The organism is Bacillus sp. B25(2016b) (assembly GCF_001679765.1).
GTDB classification, from domain to species: domain Bacteria; phylum Bacillota; class Bacilli; order Bacillales; family Bacillaceae_G; genus Bacillus_A; species Bacillus_A thuringiensis_K.
Genome location: NZ_CP016285.1, coordinates 997,001 through 1,010,090 on the forward strand (window position 1 = coordinate 997,001; position 13,090 = coordinate 1,010,090).

The window sequence follows — 13,090 nt, forward strand, 5'->3', positions numbered from 1 at the left end:
TTAAAAGTGAAAAATAGAGGTTGACTGAAGATGTATTTTGGTGTACAATTAAGATACGGATAAATACGTTCCTTTTGTTTTGTGAAACGTGTTTCTGTTCTAATTTAACATAGTTTTTTCATTTAATCAATGATAATAAGATAAACCTTGGTTCCGTGTGGCGTGAATCGAGGTTTTTTTTGTTTTTCTTTAAGGGAGAATTGTAATTTTATTAAGGAGAATGTAAGTAAACCAAAGCAGAAAATCAGGAATAGGGGGATACTGATGGAAAAATATTTTGAGGAAGCACATCGTTTTTGTTCTCGTAATAGAAAGCACTTAGAAAAGGATGTTATATGTGGTTGTTTCTATTGTTTAGAAATTTTCCATCCAGAAAAAATTACAGAGTGGTGGGATGATGATAACACAGCAGTTTGTCCGCATTGCGGGATTGACTCTATTATCGGAGAAAGTTCTGGATGTAAAATAACAGAAACGTTTTTAAGTGAAATGCATAAAAGATGGTTTTAGTTAAATGAATGACAAAATAAACTTTCGTTAATGAAGAGGATACATAAAAAAAGCTCGGGCTAATCCCGAGCTTTTCATTATTTCTTTTCGTCTTTCTTAGCGTCAGCTTTTTGCTCTTTGAAAAGATCTTTTAAATCTTTATCGTCAACTTTTACGTCAGCTTTTTTGATTTCTTTCATCATTAAGTCATTCATAAATTGAGCATCTTGCGTTTTTTCTTGAGCTAGTGATTTTTTAATATCAGCTTTTGATTTATCGAAAGTTGCATCTGCGTGATTATCAGTTACTTTAATAATATGGTAACCGAATTGTGTTTTTACAGGTTCGCTTACTTCATCTTTTTTCAACTTTTGAGCTGCTTCTTCAAATTCTTTTACCATTTTCCCTGGTCCGAAGAATCCTAAGTCGCCACCTTTTTCTTTTGAACTTGTATCTTCAGAGTATTGTTTTGCTAATTCTTCGAAAGATTTACCTTGAGCAAGTTCATCTTTCACTTTTTTAGCAGTTTCTTCATCTTTTACAAGGATATGACTTGCTTTAATTTCTTTTTTATAATCCTCGAATTTTGCTTTTACATCTTTATCAGTAATCGATTGTTCAACCGCTTTTTCTTGAGCTAATTGAGCACGCACACTATTTTTGATAGTTTCTTCTTTAATACCTTGTTGTTTCATTAGTGTATCGAATTGATCACCGTATTGTTTTTTCATTTCATCGAACTTTTTGTCTACATCTTTGTCTTCAACTTTGTAGTTTTTAATAAGAACTTTTTCCATAACCATGTTGTTTAGTACTTGTTTACCAGCTTGTGTCTTCATTTGATCGTAGAATTCTTCTTTTGTAATGTCACCAGCTTTAGATGTAACGATTTTGTCTGATGATGATGTTCCACATGCTGATAATGCGATTACACTTGTTGCGGCTAAGGCAAGCATAGCTTTCTTCATTCAATAAACACTCCTACTATTATGTATTTTTAATTTATCCTACACCAATGAATTTTGATTCATAAGAGCCCGATTAAGTCTCACTGATACTTTTGCTTTTTTATATTGGTAAAGCGCGCTTAACAGGGCTTACCGTGGCTGAGGATAAAGTTTTGATGAATGTTTTGTTCTATAGTATAAGCAATATGTACAAAATTTAATATATCATATTTCGAACCGTTTTCATATTGATAAAGAAAAATTAACCAGCACGTGTCAGATTTTGAAAGTGTGCCATATTGGGCGCATGCCGCATATACAGAATAGAGGAGGGGATGGGGATGAATTCTCAACTTATTTTATTACTTGTACTGTTTATTTTATTGGTTATTGTAGGTATAATTTGCTTATAGAGGAAAAAAGTGAGGAAGGGGCTTTCCTTCCTCACTTTCCATGAAATATAATTTCTATATAACTAGAAATTAATAAAATTGTTATACATACATTAATAACCCGAAAGACACCGGGCTGGCGGCTCGCAGCTATTTGTTTTCGTTCACACAGTGTATGTGTCATGAAATTCGTGTAAAATATAACAAGAAGTGCGAATGCGACAAAAACAACTGTTATAAGTGTCATGAGGCGAGACCTCCTTTTGGCTAAAATACATATACATATATTGTATCACACGATATTTTGTTCGTGTTACAAAATTCAGAAATAGAAGACTTTGTGTTAGAAAGTGAGGGAGAAAATGGACGTTGTTAGAAGATTAGAACAAGCTGAATACTATGTAGACCTACTATTTAAAATGATTGATGAAGAGAAGTGTCCATTTTATTCTTTGATCATAAAGAAAAAAGCTCGTAAAAAAGATATTGAACGTATACTAAATCTTTGTGAAAAACTGAACGAGCAATATGTAGTGGAGAAAGCAGAAGGGCTTCTTTTGTTCGATGCGCTGTTAGATCAATTTGAAAAAGCGCTTCCACATCAGCTCGAAGTACACGAAACTGCGGAAGCGCTAGCAAAACAAGGTTTATTTAAGCCGCTTATGAATGAATTCTTAAGCATGATTGCGAAAAAATAAATAGATTATTTCTTAACTAACTTTTGATCGGATTCTGTAAAGTTCTCTTCAATATCTTCTAATGATTTCTCAAAAATATCGATAAAGTCTTGTCCGTAAATGTTACGCAGGATTGCAATCAGTTCGATATTTTCTGGGAACTTCCCATAAAAATTACGGAGTGCAAGAGCTCCATTAAACACTGAATTATTTTCAGGATCATACTCCTCCATTAAGCGAAGTAGTAATTCTTCCCCTTTGTCTGTAATTTCAATGTACGTATTTCGTTTATCATCTTCCTTTTTTGAGAATACAAGATAGCCGCGTTCTTCCAGCTTTTTAGAGAAGTTAAACGCCGTTGATACGTGCATAACTCCAAACTTAGCAATCTCAGAAATAGAAGCCCCTTTTAAATGATAAGCGATTGTTAAAATATGATGTTCATTAATATTTAAATCGTAAGGTTTAATCCACTGCTGCCAATCTTTCTCTACACATTTCCATAACGCTTTCGATAATTGAGCAATGCGTTGGCTGAAAATCATCGCTTCTTTTACCGAGTAATCTTTTTCTCCACTTTTCATTTACTCACCCACTTTAACATTCTTTTTTCATTACTATCTATTATGCCAGTAAAATAAAAATTAATAAAGTCTTTTTGTGAGAATTGTGAAAATTTTTCGGAAAAATGACATTCTATACAAATCATGCATAACTATGGAAGCGTTTTATGAGTCGTGAATACATACGTTGTCCTTACATGTTAAGTGATAACATATATTGTAAATGCATAAAAACACGGCATATCTATACGATATGCCGTGTTAAGGTCAATTTATATAAAAAATATTTGTTATATGCAAAAAACTAAGCAGGAATTTGTTTACGCTTTTTCTGGAACAGCTTCTTGTAGTTTCTCAATTGACTTTTGGATGTCCAAAATTTCTTTCTCAATATGGCGCTTGTTTTGAGAAATATCTTGCTTCCAGTTAGAAAGTGTATCGTGCATATCGTCTTTTAATTCTTGAAACACTTCTTTACCTTCTGAAGCAGTTTCAACGATTTGACGTTTTAATAATTTCGTATCAGCTGTAATATCAGCTAAAGTCTTTTTAATATCATTTCCTTTTTCTTTTAACTTGCCGCGCATGTCTTTACCAGAAGAAGGAGTTGAGAAAAGAACAGCTAGTCCAGCAACTGCTCCGCCGCAAATAACACCTGTAATAAAGGATTTAGCTTTTGACATAAAAGGAGACCTCCTTATTTTTTGTTCGTATTCATGATGGAAAAAATATGCATATCTTTCTTATCTGTGCTATGCACAAACAATCATCCCTGAGCATTTTAAGTGAAGAAACAAGCCATGCGGAATTTGATGACTTCAGGGAAGTGGCTTGTTATGTATTACGCCTTCTTATAGTGTCATTATTTCACACTATTTGCAATTGTACTTGCGATGTTTTGTAAATTTTCCATAGTGTATTCATTTTGGTGTGATTTCCAAACAGCACCGAAACCATCTTTTTCACCGTAGCGTGGAATTAAATGAAGGTGGAAGTGGAACACAGTTTGTCCAGCTTTTTCACCGTTATTGTTAAGTAGGTTAAAGCCAACTGGATTAAACTCTGCTTTAATCGCATTTGCGATTTTTGGAACGACAGAAAAAATGTGTGATGCGATTTCTGGCGTTAACGCAAAAATGTCTTGTTTGTGAACTTTCGGAATAACAAGAGTATGTCCTTTTGTTACTTGACTAATATCTAAAAATGCAAGCACATGTTCATCTTCGTATACTTTTGAGCAAGGGATTTGCCCGTCAATGATTTTACAAAAAATACAATTGTCTGCTGTATGATTCATTGATCTCATCCTTTCAAATATCCTTAGCCGTATTTTACCATAATTACATAAGAGAACAAACACGAAAAACAGGAAGCTGACTCAGCTTCCTGTTTTCTGAAGAGGGATTGAAAAAGCATTATCGTAATTTACGTTTCGCAGACACCTCATTTATTTAAGAAATGCACGGTAAATCGGCTAAAGTTTCTGCCGTAGACACCCCATTTTCAAGTGAAATGAATTGCAATCTTTTTTAAAATGAAATTGTTTATTTTTTAAAACAGTATATGCTCTTTCAGAGACACCCCGTTTCGAAAATGAAACAAATAATCTGGTTATGTGTAAATTTCATTGTCCAACTTGGACACCCCATTTCATGATGACTTCACTATGTTGTTGTACTCATCAATTGGTGGTTGCTTTTTCAATGTGTTCCTTCTTCAATAATTATGATGTCCGCTTTCGGAAAAATATATGCTAATAAATTTAAAAATTTTTTTGAGTACATGGATACTATGTAGTACGGCATAATTTTTGGTAAGATGAATATAGAATGAATACTAATGAAGAAAGTGGTGTCGTATGAGCGAGTTATTGCGTGTAGAAAATGTTACAGGAGGATATACGAAACGACCTGTATTAAAAGACGTTTCGTTCTCTGTTAATAAAGGCGAACTTGTCGGCTTAATCGGTTTAAATGGAGCTGGTAAAAGTACGACGATTAAACATATTATCGGTTTAATGGAACCGAAAAAAGGAACTGTCACAATTAATGGGAAAACAATTCGTGATGATATGACAGCGTACCGTTCCAGCTTTTCATTCATTCCAGAAACGCCGGTATTATATGATGAATTAACGTTAGAAGAGCATTTGAAATTAACAGCTATGGCGTATGGTGTTGATGAAAAACAATATGAAGAACGTGTAGGACAACTACTACAAGAGTTTCGTATGAAAAATCGTTTAAAATGGTTTCCATCTCATTTCTCAAAAGGGATGAAACAAAAGGTAATGATTATGAGCGCATTTTTAGTGGAGCCATCTCTTTACATAGTAGACGAACCTTTCGTTGGATTAGATCCGTTAGCGATTCAATCGCTTCTTCAAATGATGGACCAAATGAAAAAGAGTGGCGCGGGTATTTTAATGAGTACACATATTTTAGCGACGGCAGAGCGTTACTGTGATTCGTTCATTATTTTGCATCAAGGTGAAGTAAGGGCGAAGGGAACGTTATCTGAACTGCAATCACAGTTTCATATGCCAGGTGCAACGTTAGATGATATTTACATCGCGCTAACAAAGGAAGAAGATTATGAATAGCACAGCGTTATGGAAAGAACGATTTCGTCACTTTCTAAAAGAAGTTCGTACATATAGTAAATACGTATTTAATGATCATTTGAAATTTATTTTCGTGTTCATCATCGGTGCGGGAGCGTATTATTACCAGCAATGGTTACAAACGTTAACATCTTCGTTTCCGGCGGCGCTCGTAATGGCAGTATTAATTGGACTCGTGTTAACGGCTGGATCCATTCAAACGTTATTAAAAGAAGCGGATCTCGTTTACTTACTGCCAGTTGAAGAAAAGTTAAAACCTTACTTCACAAAGGCATTTCTTTTTACATTTATGATTCAGTTATACATAATCGCAATCGTAGCAGCTGCGCTTGCTCCGTTATACTTCCAACAAATGAAGCAAACAGGAGCTGGCTACATATGGATCGTACTCGCATTTGTCATTGTAAAAGCGTGGAATTTATTTGTAGCGTGGGAAAAGTCATTTTTAACAGATCAAAATATACAAAGGGCTGATTGGTTTGTTCGTTTTATCCTAAACGGTTTATTTGTATATTTCCTTGTAGAACGTACTTCAGTTCTTTTCATTGGTGGAATCGTCCTTCTCATGGTTTTATACCTGGCTATCATGCATCAAATGGTAAAGGGAAAGCCGCTAAACTGGGAGTATTTAATTTCTGAAGAAGGTAAGAAGATGATGTTGCTGTACCGCATCGCGAATATGTTCGTTGATGTACCAGCATTAAAAGAAAGAGTATCTCGCCGAAAATGGCTTGATTTCATTCTTTCGATAATCGGCGAAAAGCGTACATATTTATACTTATATACGAGAACGTTTTTAAGATCAGGTAACTATTTTGGATTATATGTGCGTTTGCTCGCTCTTGGAGGAGTTATTTTGTACTTCATTCCGTTTTTATATGGACGATTTATCGTAAGCTTTATCTTCCTATACTTAATCGGTTATCAGCTCTTAACTTTATGGAAGCATCACCGTATGAAGATTTGGCTTGATTTGTATCCGGTTGGGGGAGAAGAGAAGAAGAAAGATTTTCTTACTTTATTAAATGCGATTCTAATCATCGGGAGCGTAATCTTTACAGTTATATTTGCACTAGCAACGAAAAATTTCATAATGACAGGAATTTTACTTATCCTAAGCATATTATTTAGTATCGGTTTCGTTTACCAATACGGGGCGAAGCGCATTGAGCGTTTAAATTGAAAGGAATGAACCTATGATTACATACGAAGAGAAGGTTATAAAAGAATTGGAGCAGTGGAAAGCTACATTCATGAAAGATTCTTCTATGATGACACGGTTCTCCAAAAAAGTGCAGACGAAAGTGCAACAGCTCATTCCGGCGAAAGTACAAAAGGTACTAACAGAGACGATTCGTATGATGGTGCAAACGATCAGCGCCGGGTCAAACTTTATAAAGCCGAAGCTAAAAGAGACGACATGGTCACTGCAAAGACGTGACGATGAAGTGCGTAAAAAAATGGATGAGTACAAAAAAATAGCAGCGGCAGAAGGAGCAGGGACGGGGGCTGGCGGTATTCTCCTCGGTCTTGCTGACTTTCCGCTTTTACTTACAATTAAAATTAAATTTTTATTCGATGCAGCAACGTTGTACGGATTTGATACGAGTAAACAAGAAGAACGTCTTTTTATCCTTCACGTTTTCCAACTCGCCTTTTCAAGTGATGATCATAGAAAAGAAATATGGAAAGCAATTGAAACGTGGGATACAGAAAAAGAAAATCATATGGACTGGGAAAAGTTCCAAACAGAGTACCGAGACTATATTGATTTAGCGAAAATGCTTCAGCTCGTACCAGTAATCGGTGCCCCAGTCGGCGCATATGCGAACTATCAATTGCTGCAAAGACTTGGAGAAGTGACGATGAATTGTTATCGTATGCGATTGCTGAATAGGGATTAAAAAGAAGGCGTCCTACATGTGTAATGTGGGACGCCTTTTCTTAGAAGCCAAGTCCGATATAGTTAACTCCAACTATAATCAATACGATAAAAAGTAAAATGATTAATGAAAATCCGCTCTTACCAGCTTGTCCCGCTTCACCGCCGCCATTACCCCCACTACCCCATTACCACCAAGTCCCATACGATATCCTCTTTATTGTTATATATTGCTTTTACTTTATAATTTTCGGTATTTTCCTATAAATACCTTATGTAGTACTAATTAAATTGAAAATCATTTCGTTTTGTTTTATAATTTACTTACCGACCGGTAAGTAAAAATAAGTGAGGTACAGTATGACGAAGAATTTACAAACATCGCAGAACATTGTAGAGGCATCATTTAAACTTATGGCAGAACACGGCATTGAGAAGATGAGTCTTTCCATGATTGCGAAAGAGGTAGGTATTTCAAAACCGGCTATTTACTATCATTTTTCTTCTAAAGAAGCGTTAGTTGATTTTTTATTTGAAGAGATTTTTTCTGATTATCATTTCGCAAATTACTTCGATGAAGAGCAGTATACGAAAGAAAACTTTGCAGAAAAGCTAATCGCAGATGGTTTACATATGCTCTCTGAGTATGAAGGGCAAGAAGGAATACTACGCGTTATCAATGAATTTATCGTAACTGCATCGCGAAATGAAAAGTACCAGAAACGTTTATTTGAAATACAAGAGGATTTCTTACATGGTTTCCACGATTTATTGAAGAAAGGCACGAGACTGGGCGTTGTGTCACAACATGAAACGGAAGAAAATGCTCATACGCTAGCACTCGTGATCGATAATATGAGCAACTATATGCTCATGGGATTCCAGTTAAAGTATAAAGAAATTTGGATTCGAAATGTGAAAAACGTAATGAAGGAGGAGTAAAAATGAAAATGCAAAAAAACTGGTGGCTCGGTTTTCTTGGATTTATTGGGGTTTATAAAATACCAGGTATGATTGAAGCTTTTCAAGCGGATGGAAATTGGATGAAGTTAATCGGTTTCATTTGGCTACTTTGGTTCGGATATTTTATTCCTGAGAAGAAAGAAGATTGAATTTCAATTTTCTGTAAAGTTACGTAAAATATAGATTAAGAGTATTCATATATTAGATTACTAGATTTGGAGTGGTTACATGGAGCCATTGAAAAATGAAATTCACCCTGACATGGTCAAGGTGTGGAAAGTTCGTGCTGTAATTGAAGAAGGGATCGGTATTCTCGTCATTTTAGCTTACCTTTTCCTCATGATAAAGTTTGATTGGTGGGCATGGATTTTGTATGTGATGATTGGGCTAACAGTTGTGTTCGCACCATTTTCGTACTTCTTATTCCCGAAACTACGTCAACGTTATTACAGTTATCAATTAAATGAAGAAGAGCTTGAAATTCAGCACGGTCTTTTCGTCGTAAAGCGCGTATTAGTACCGATGATTCGTGTGCAGCACGTGACAATTGAACAAGGACCGATTATGAGAAAATATGACTTAGCAGAATTACATATTTCTACAGCGGCAACTTCTCACAGCATCCCAGGCTTAACGATGTATGAAGCAGAAATGTTGAAAATAAAAATCGCAGAATTAGCGAAAGTGAGTGATGAGGATGTATAAGAGGCAGCATCCAATCACGATGTTATTGGAATTAAAAATAAGAGATTTTATACCACTCTTTATTTTCATGTTTAGCTTAAATGGAAAATTCCCGTTTTGGTACTTAATTCCCGCTGCATTTGGTTTACTCACTGTCTTTTCAGCGTTTGAAAAATGGTATTACACAACATACTGGGTTGAAAATAACGTATTACATGTGAAGCAAGGTCTCTTTGTGAAAAAGGAGAGCTACTTAAATAAAGAACGTGTTCAAACAATCAATACAAGCTCTAACGTGTTATATCAAATGCTTGGCTTAAAGAAAATCCAAATTGAAACAGCTGGTGGGGGCGATGATGCGGAGGTTAGCTTAGCCGGTATTACAGTAGAAGAGGCAACTGAGCTTATTGCTTTGCTAAATGAGCCAACTCCAGAAGTGAAAGCAGAAGGAACGCTAGACGAAAAAACGGAACATGAAGTAGAAAAAGAAATCGTTACAGAAGAAAAACAAACGACAGAATATAAATTGACTTGGAAAGAAATTTTACTAGCCTCTGTTACATCGGGGCAGTTTGGACTATTATTCTCGTTAATCTTTTTCGTGTATCACCAAGTACAGGAGTACATTCCGAAATGGATAGAGAATAGCGTAAAGTCATATGTAATGGAGTATGATATATATGGCTGGATTTTCATGGTAGCTATTTTGCTCGTCCTTTCGTGGATTATATCTACAATCGGTTATGCGCTAAAACATGGAGATTTCACAGTGAATCGAAGAAATGATGAAGTCCGCATTTCGCAAGGATTACTTGAGAAAAAAGAACTCGTACTAAAATTGCACCGTATTCAAGGTATTACCATAAAAGAAAGTATTTTACGTCAGCCATTCGGCTATTGTGCTGTGCAAGTAGAAGTGATTCAAAGTAAGGGAACGGATGATGAAAAAGAAAAAGTTACACTGCATCCAATCATTCGAAAAGATCGAGTACAACAGTTACTCGCGCATTTACAACTACCATACGAACTGGATACAAATATTATTTCATTACCAAAAGCAGCATTACGCCGCTATCTCATTGATAGTTTAATCTTTTTCGCTATTCTCGCAATCCCGCTTACTGGAATAAGCATATACTTTGAAAAGTATTACATCATGTGGGCATTACTACCGCTCGCAATCCTTATCTTTACACTTGGCTACGCAACATTTAAAACAAATGGTTACAGTGTTAACGGAGAACAAATTACACTTGTCTATCGTAGCGTCGGAAAATATACAGGACTTATTAGAAGAAGACACGTCCAATCAATGGAGAAGACACAATCATATTTCCAGCGCCGTGCGGATTTATGTACGTATAAGTTTTCGAGTGCATCATCTAGTTACAAAATAGAGCATACGAGAGTAGAAGATGCGGAGAGAATGCAGGATTGGTATAAGAAGAAAATAAATGAGAAATAACCAGAGAGAGCTTGCCTATTATGAAGGGCAAGCTTTCTCTGGTTATAGGGAAAAGAGTGGTTTAATCCATATATCAGTACAACTACAGCACACATGTACCAATACGTATGAAAAAAGGTAATATGCTTCTGTTTTAGGAAAATATGTGGGATTTTTGATATAAATGGTATAATAAAATGGAAATAGTATTAGGAGGTTATATATGATAAGTCAGTTGAAAAGAGAAGCACTTGATGCATTAAAAGGAAGATGGGGATTAGCGGTAGGGGCAACCTTATTAATTGGAATCCTTATTGGCGTTGTTGAAATGCTAACAACAGGTATTTTCTCGATATTTTGGGGTTGGGAAGAAGCAAGTGATTCATTTACAGTAAGTATTATTGTAATGCTTGTTATAGGTCCATTAACAATAGGTGCCTATTATCTTGTTTTAAATGCAATTCGTGGGACTGATGCTAGCATTGGTCATATATTTAGATGGTTTAGCGATGGAAGTAAGTTGATGAAGTCGTTTTTAACATATTTACTAATGTATGTATACTTGACTCTATGGACATTACTTCTTATTATCCCAGGTATTATTAAATCATTTTCTTATTCTATGACATATTTTATTTTGAATGATCATCCAGAATATACAGCGAATCAAGCGATTACTGAGAGTCGTCATATGATGAATGGACATAAAATAGATTACTTTTTACTATGCTTAAGTTTCTTAGGGTGGTTCATTTTAAGTATTCTTACTGTAGGAATTGGTTTCTTATGGTTAGTACCTTATTTCTACTCGACATCGGCAGCATTTTATGAAGAGATTTCAAAAGAATATTATAAAAAAGTGAGCACTACTTTCTAATAAAACATATAAACCACCTGTTCCCTATATTCTTTAGGGGATAGGTGGTTTTCTTTTTTGAGGAATTCGTCTAATAAATAGGTATAATTCTTTTTAGGAAAAATAAAAGGAGTAACAGAAATGAAATATACTTATCTATTTTGCGGATATAAAGTGAAACTTTAATCAGTGGGGATTTTGTTCATTCCCTACTAATTATTAGTTCTCACCAATCGGGCATTTATGGGCAGCCCGCCCCCGCCTAACTCCTTTGTTCTAGCTGAATTTTGAGGTGGGAGTTTTACTGCCCGTTAATGCGGGGTAAAACATTAGAAGAAGAACCACCAGGTACATATGAAATTTGTAATATATGTTATTGGGAAGATGATCCGGTTCAATTTGAAAATCATGACTATGAAGGTGGGGCAAATGAAGTCTCGTTAAGGCAAGCACAGAAAAATTTTATTGCATATGGTGCTTGCGAGGAATGTTTTATTGGATCAGTTAGAAAACCGACTAGTGAAGGATGCTAGTTGGCAGCGAATTTGTTAAGTAAAATGTTATTACTCAATTCAATGGGGGTAATAACATTTTTTATTTAGTGCTGAAAGAATTACTGCCGTCTTAAAGTAATAAGAAGGACTAAATCGGTAAATTTTATTAATGGATATATTTTCAATAAATACAAAAGTATAGATGTATAGTCAACTTTGTGTATTTAATGTTATCATATTGAATGATATGGAAATTTTTAATAGAATAAGTAACTAAAAATTCAAAGGTAATGCAGCTTTTGTTGTATAAAGAAAATACTTAGTAGTAATCAACAATATTAAAAATAAGATTCGTATTTATATAAATTTAGTAGAAATGGGGTTTTAAAAAGGAATGAGTATAAGCATAACGCGGCAAAAGATTTTAGCAGCTGCTTCTCAAATTGTACAATGTAAAGGGGTTGCTAAATTAACCTTAGAAGCAGTGGCAAAAGAGGCGGGTTTAAGTAAAGGTGGATTATTGTATCACTTTTCAAATAAAGAAGCTTTAATAGAAGGTATGATAGTCAGAGGGGTAGAGGATTATGAAGGGGCCATTTACAATAAAGTAGCGGAAGACTCAGAGAGGAAAGGGAGATGGGTTCGCTCTTTTGTAGAGGAAAGATTAAGTAATGAGAGAAGAACAGAAGAGTTGTCTAGCAGTATGATGGCAGCACTCATGTTAAAACCTGAATTACTTGAGCCGTTACAACAATCATTTCAGCAACTGCAAAAGAATATAGAAAATGATGAGATAGATTCAGTGTGTGCAACAATTATTAGATTAGCAGCAGATGGATTATGGTATTCGGAATATTTAGGGGTTGGAAGACTAAGGCCAGAGTTAAGAGAAAAAGTGATTCAAGCTCTTATTAGTAATTCATATAAATAGAATATACGAACTATATAATTTTAAAATAATTCACCATTGCTTCTTTAATGTAGTGCTGAATTGTTTTTTTTATTAGAAAAATAGAACAATTTTATAGAGTATTGAATTATAACCGTCCAGACGGTATAGTAATATTTGGTTTAAG

General features: G+C 34.9%; 16 protein-coding genes and 2 pseudogenes. 12 read left to right on the forward strand and 6 right to left on the reverse strand.

Going from position 1 to position 13,090, the window contains the following annotated elements:
- The first annotated feature begins 264 nt into the window (after positions 1 to 264).
- Positions 265 to 510, forward strand: a complete 246-nt coding sequence (locus BAQ53_RS05155) for a hypothetical protein (protein WP_000417114.1) — start codon at positions 265 to 267, stop codon at positions 508 to 510.
- 77 nt (positions 511 to 587) lie between these two features.
- Here the strand turns inward: BAQ53_RS05155 and prsA are convergent, their stop codons facing one another.
- Together prsA and BAQ53_RS05165 are read right to left on the reverse strand one after the other, a co-directional pair.
- On the reverse strand, positions 588 to 1,457 hold the full coding sequence (gene prsA, locus BAQ53_RS05160) for a peptidylprolyl isomerase PrsA (protein ID WP_208906564.1): 870 nt from the start codon (positions 1,455 to 1,457) through the stop codon (positions 588 to 590).
- Positions 1,458 to 1,880: 423 nt separating this feature from the next.
- A complete protein-coding gene (locus BAQ53_RS05165) occupies positions 1,881 to 2,075 on the reverse strand; it encodes a hypothetical protein (protein ID WP_000172690.1) in 195 nt (64 codons plus the stop codon).
- A gap of 115 nt (positions 2,076 to 2,190) precedes the next feature.
- Here BAQ53_RS05165 and BAQ53_RS05170 point away from each other — a divergent pair, with 115 nt between their 5' ends.
- The gene (locus BAQ53_RS05170; protein ID WP_000383655.1) at positions 2,191 to 2,526 is read left to right on the forward strand and encodes a DUF1878 family protein; all 336 of its coding nucleotides are present in this window, start codon (positions 2,191 to 2,193) and stop codon (positions 2,524 to 2,526) included.
- A gap of 5 nt (positions 2,527 to 2,531) precedes the next feature.
- On the opposite strand, the gene BAQ53_RS05175 is transcribed toward BAQ53_RS05170, so the two are convergent.
- From BAQ53_RS05175 to BAQ53_RS05185, 3 genes are all read right to left on the reverse strand, one after another.
- Positions 2,532 to 3,089: an HTH-type transcriptional regulator Hpr gene (locus BAQ53_RS05175; protein ID WP_000834924.1), complete on the reverse strand. Its 558-nt coding sequence runs from the start codon at positions 3,087 to 3,089 to the stop codon at positions 2,532 to 2,534.
- A gap of 299 nt (positions 3,090 to 3,388) precedes the next feature.
- Positions 3,389 to 3,751 carry a YtxH domain-containing protein gene (locus BAQ53_RS05180; RefSeq protein WP_000030300.1) on the reverse strand — a complete coding sequence of 121 codons (363 nt, stop codon included), beginning with the start codon at positions 3,749 to 3,751 and terminating at the stop codon, positions 3,389 to 3,391.
- A 179-nt stretch (positions 3,752 to 3,930) separates the two neighbouring features.
- Entirely contained in the window at positions 3,931 to 4,365 is a 435-nt protein-coding gene (locus BAQ53_RS05185) for an HIT family protein (RefSeq protein ID WP_001016835.1), read from the reverse strand.
- A 561-nt stretch (positions 4,366 to 4,926) separates the two neighbouring features.
- Here BAQ53_RS05185 and ecsA point away from each other — a divergent pair.
- From ecsA to ecsC, 3 genes are read left to right on the forward strand one after another with little or no spacing between them, the layout of a single operon-like run.
- On the forward strand, positions 4,927 to 5,670 hold the full coding sequence (gene ecsA / locus BAQ53_RS05190) for an ABC transporter ATP-binding protein EcsA (RefSeq protein WP_001292602.1): 744 nt from the start codon (positions 4,927 to 4,929) through the stop codon (positions 5,668 to 5,670).
- Complete coding sequence (gene ecsB, locus BAQ53_RS05195; RefSeq protein ID WP_208906565.1) at positions 5,663 to 6,874, forward strand: ABC transporter permease EcsB; 1,212 nt, start codon at positions 5,663 to 5,665, stop codon at positions 6,872 to 6,874. The genes ecsA and ecsB overlap by 8 nt, the downstream gene beginning before the upstream one ends.
- Before the next feature lie 13 nt (positions 6,875 to 6,887).
- Positions 6,888 to 7,595: an ecs operon protein EcsC gene (gene ecsC / locus BAQ53_RS05200; RefSeq protein WP_000634142.1), complete on the forward strand. Its 708-nt coding sequence runs from the start codon at positions 6,888 to 6,890 to the stop codon at positions 7,593 to 7,595.
- A 40-nt stretch (positions 7,596 to 7,635) separates the two neighbouring features.
- On the opposite strand, the pseudogene BAQ53_RS05205 reads toward ecsC, so the two are convergent.
- Positions 7,636 to 7,778: pseudogene (locus tag BAQ53_RS05205) on the reverse strand (YjcZ family sporulation protein).
- A 155-nt stretch (positions 7,779 to 7,933) separates the two neighbouring features.
- On the opposite strand from BAQ53_RS05205, the gene BAQ53_RS05210 reads away from it, so the two are divergent.
- The 7 genes and pseudogenes from BAQ53_RS05210 to BAQ53_RS05240 all read left to right on the forward strand — a co-directional run bounded on the left by BAQ53_RS05210 (position 7,934) and on the right by BAQ53_RS05240 (position 12,945).
- Entirely contained in the window at positions 7,934 to 8,515 is a 582-nt protein-coding gene (locus tag BAQ53_RS05210; protein WP_208906566.1) for a TetR/AcrR family transcriptional regulator, read from the forward strand.
- A 2-nt stretch (positions 8,516 to 8,517) separates the two neighbouring features.
- Positions 8,518 to 8,685, forward strand: a complete 168-nt coding sequence (locus tag BAQ53_RS05215; protein ID WP_000783813.1) for a hypothetical protein — start codon at positions 8,518 to 8,520, stop codon at positions 8,683 to 8,685.
- A 79-nt stretch (positions 8,686 to 8,764) separates the two neighbouring features.
- Positions 8,765 to 9,241, forward strand: a complete 477-nt coding sequence (locus BAQ53_RS05220; protein WP_208906567.1) for a PH domain-containing protein — start codon at positions 8,765 to 8,767, stop codon at positions 9,239 to 9,241.
- Positions 9,234 to 10,685, forward strand: a complete 1,452-nt coding sequence (locus BAQ53_RS05225; protein ID WP_208906568.1) for a PH domain-containing protein — start codon at positions 9,234 to 9,236, stop codon at positions 10,683 to 10,685. Before BAQ53_RS05220 ends, BAQ53_RS05225 begins: the two co-directional genes overlap by 8 nt.
- Before the next feature lie 202 nt (positions 10,686 to 10,887).
- On the forward strand, positions 10,888 to 11,541 hold the full coding sequence (locus tag BAQ53_RS05230) for a DUF975 family protein (protein ID WP_208906569.1): 654 nt from the start codon (positions 10,888 to 10,890) through the stop codon (positions 11,539 to 11,541).
- 293 nt (positions 11,542 to 11,834) lie between these two features.
- A pseudogene (locus BAQ53_RS05235) lies at positions 11,835 to 12,072 on the forward strand (CPCC family cysteine-rich protein).
- A 336-nt stretch (positions 12,073 to 12,408) separates the two neighbouring features.
- Positions 12,409 to 12,945, forward strand: coding sequence for a TetR/AcrR family transcriptional regulator (locus BAQ53_RS05240; RefSeq protein WP_000028009.1), 537 nt, complete (start codon positions 12,409 to 12,411; stop codon positions 12,943 to 12,945).
- Positions 12,946 to 13,090: the final 145 nt, after the last annotated feature.

Coding starts and splice junctions, on each gene's coding strand:
- BAQ53_RS05155 (WP_000417114.1), top strand. CDS start 265: ATGGAAAAATATTTTGAGGAAGCACATCGTTTTTGTTCTCGTAATAGA.
- prsA (WP_208906564.1), bottom strand. CDS start 1,457: ATGAAGAAAGCTATGCTTGCCTTAGCCGCAACAAGTGTAATCGCATTA.
- BAQ53_RS05165 (WP_000172690.1), bottom strand. CDS start 2,075: ATGACACTTATAACAGTTGTTTTTGTCGCATTCGCACTTCTTGTTATA.
- BAQ53_RS05170 (WP_000383655.1), top strand. CDS start 2,191: ATGGACGTTGTTAGAAGATTAGAACAAGCTGAATACTATGTAGACCTA.
- BAQ53_RS05175 (WP_000834924.1), bottom strand. CDS start 3,089: ATGAAAAGTGGAGAAAAAGATTACTCGGTAAAAGAAGCGATGATTTTC.
- BAQ53_RS05180 (WP_000030300.1), bottom strand. CDS start 3,751: ATGTCAAAAGCTAAATCCTTTATTACAGGTGTTATTTGCGGCGGAGCA.
- BAQ53_RS05185 (WP_001016835.1), bottom strand. CDS start 4,365: ATGAATCATACAGCAGACAATTGTATTTTTTGTAAAATCATTGACGGG.
- ecsA (WP_001292602.1), top strand. CDS start 4,927: ATGAGCGAGTTATTGCGTGTAGAAAATGTTACAGGAGGATATACGAAA.
- ecsB (WP_208906565.1), top strand. CDS start 5,663: ATGAATAGCACAGCGTTATGGAAAGAACGATTTCGTCACTTTCTAAAA.
- ecsC (WP_000634142.1), top strand. CDS start 6,888: ATGATTACATACGAAGAGAAGGTTATAAAAGAATTGGAGCAGTGGAAA.
- BAQ53_RS05210 (WP_208906566.1), top strand. CDS start 7,934: ATGACGAAGAATTTACAAACATCGCAGAACATTGTAGAGGCATCATTT.
- BAQ53_RS05215 (WP_000783813.1), top strand. CDS start 8,518: ATGAAAATGCAAAAAAACTGGTGGCTCGGTTTTCTTGGATTTATTGGG.
- BAQ53_RS05220 (WP_208906567.1), top strand. CDS start 8,765: ATGGAGCCATTGAAAAATGAAATTCACCCTGACATGGTCAAGGTGTGG.
- BAQ53_RS05225 (WP_208906568.1), top strand. CDS start 9,234: ATGTATAAGAGGCAGCATCCAATCACGATGTTATTGGAATTAAAAATA.
- BAQ53_RS05230 (WP_208906569.1), top strand. CDS start 10,888: ATGATAAGTCAGTTGAAAAGAGAAGCACTTGATGCATTAAAAGGAAGA.
- BAQ53_RS05240 (WP_000028009.1), top strand. CDS start 12,409: ATGAGTATAAGCATAACGCGGCAAAAGATTTTAGCAGCTGCTTCTCAA.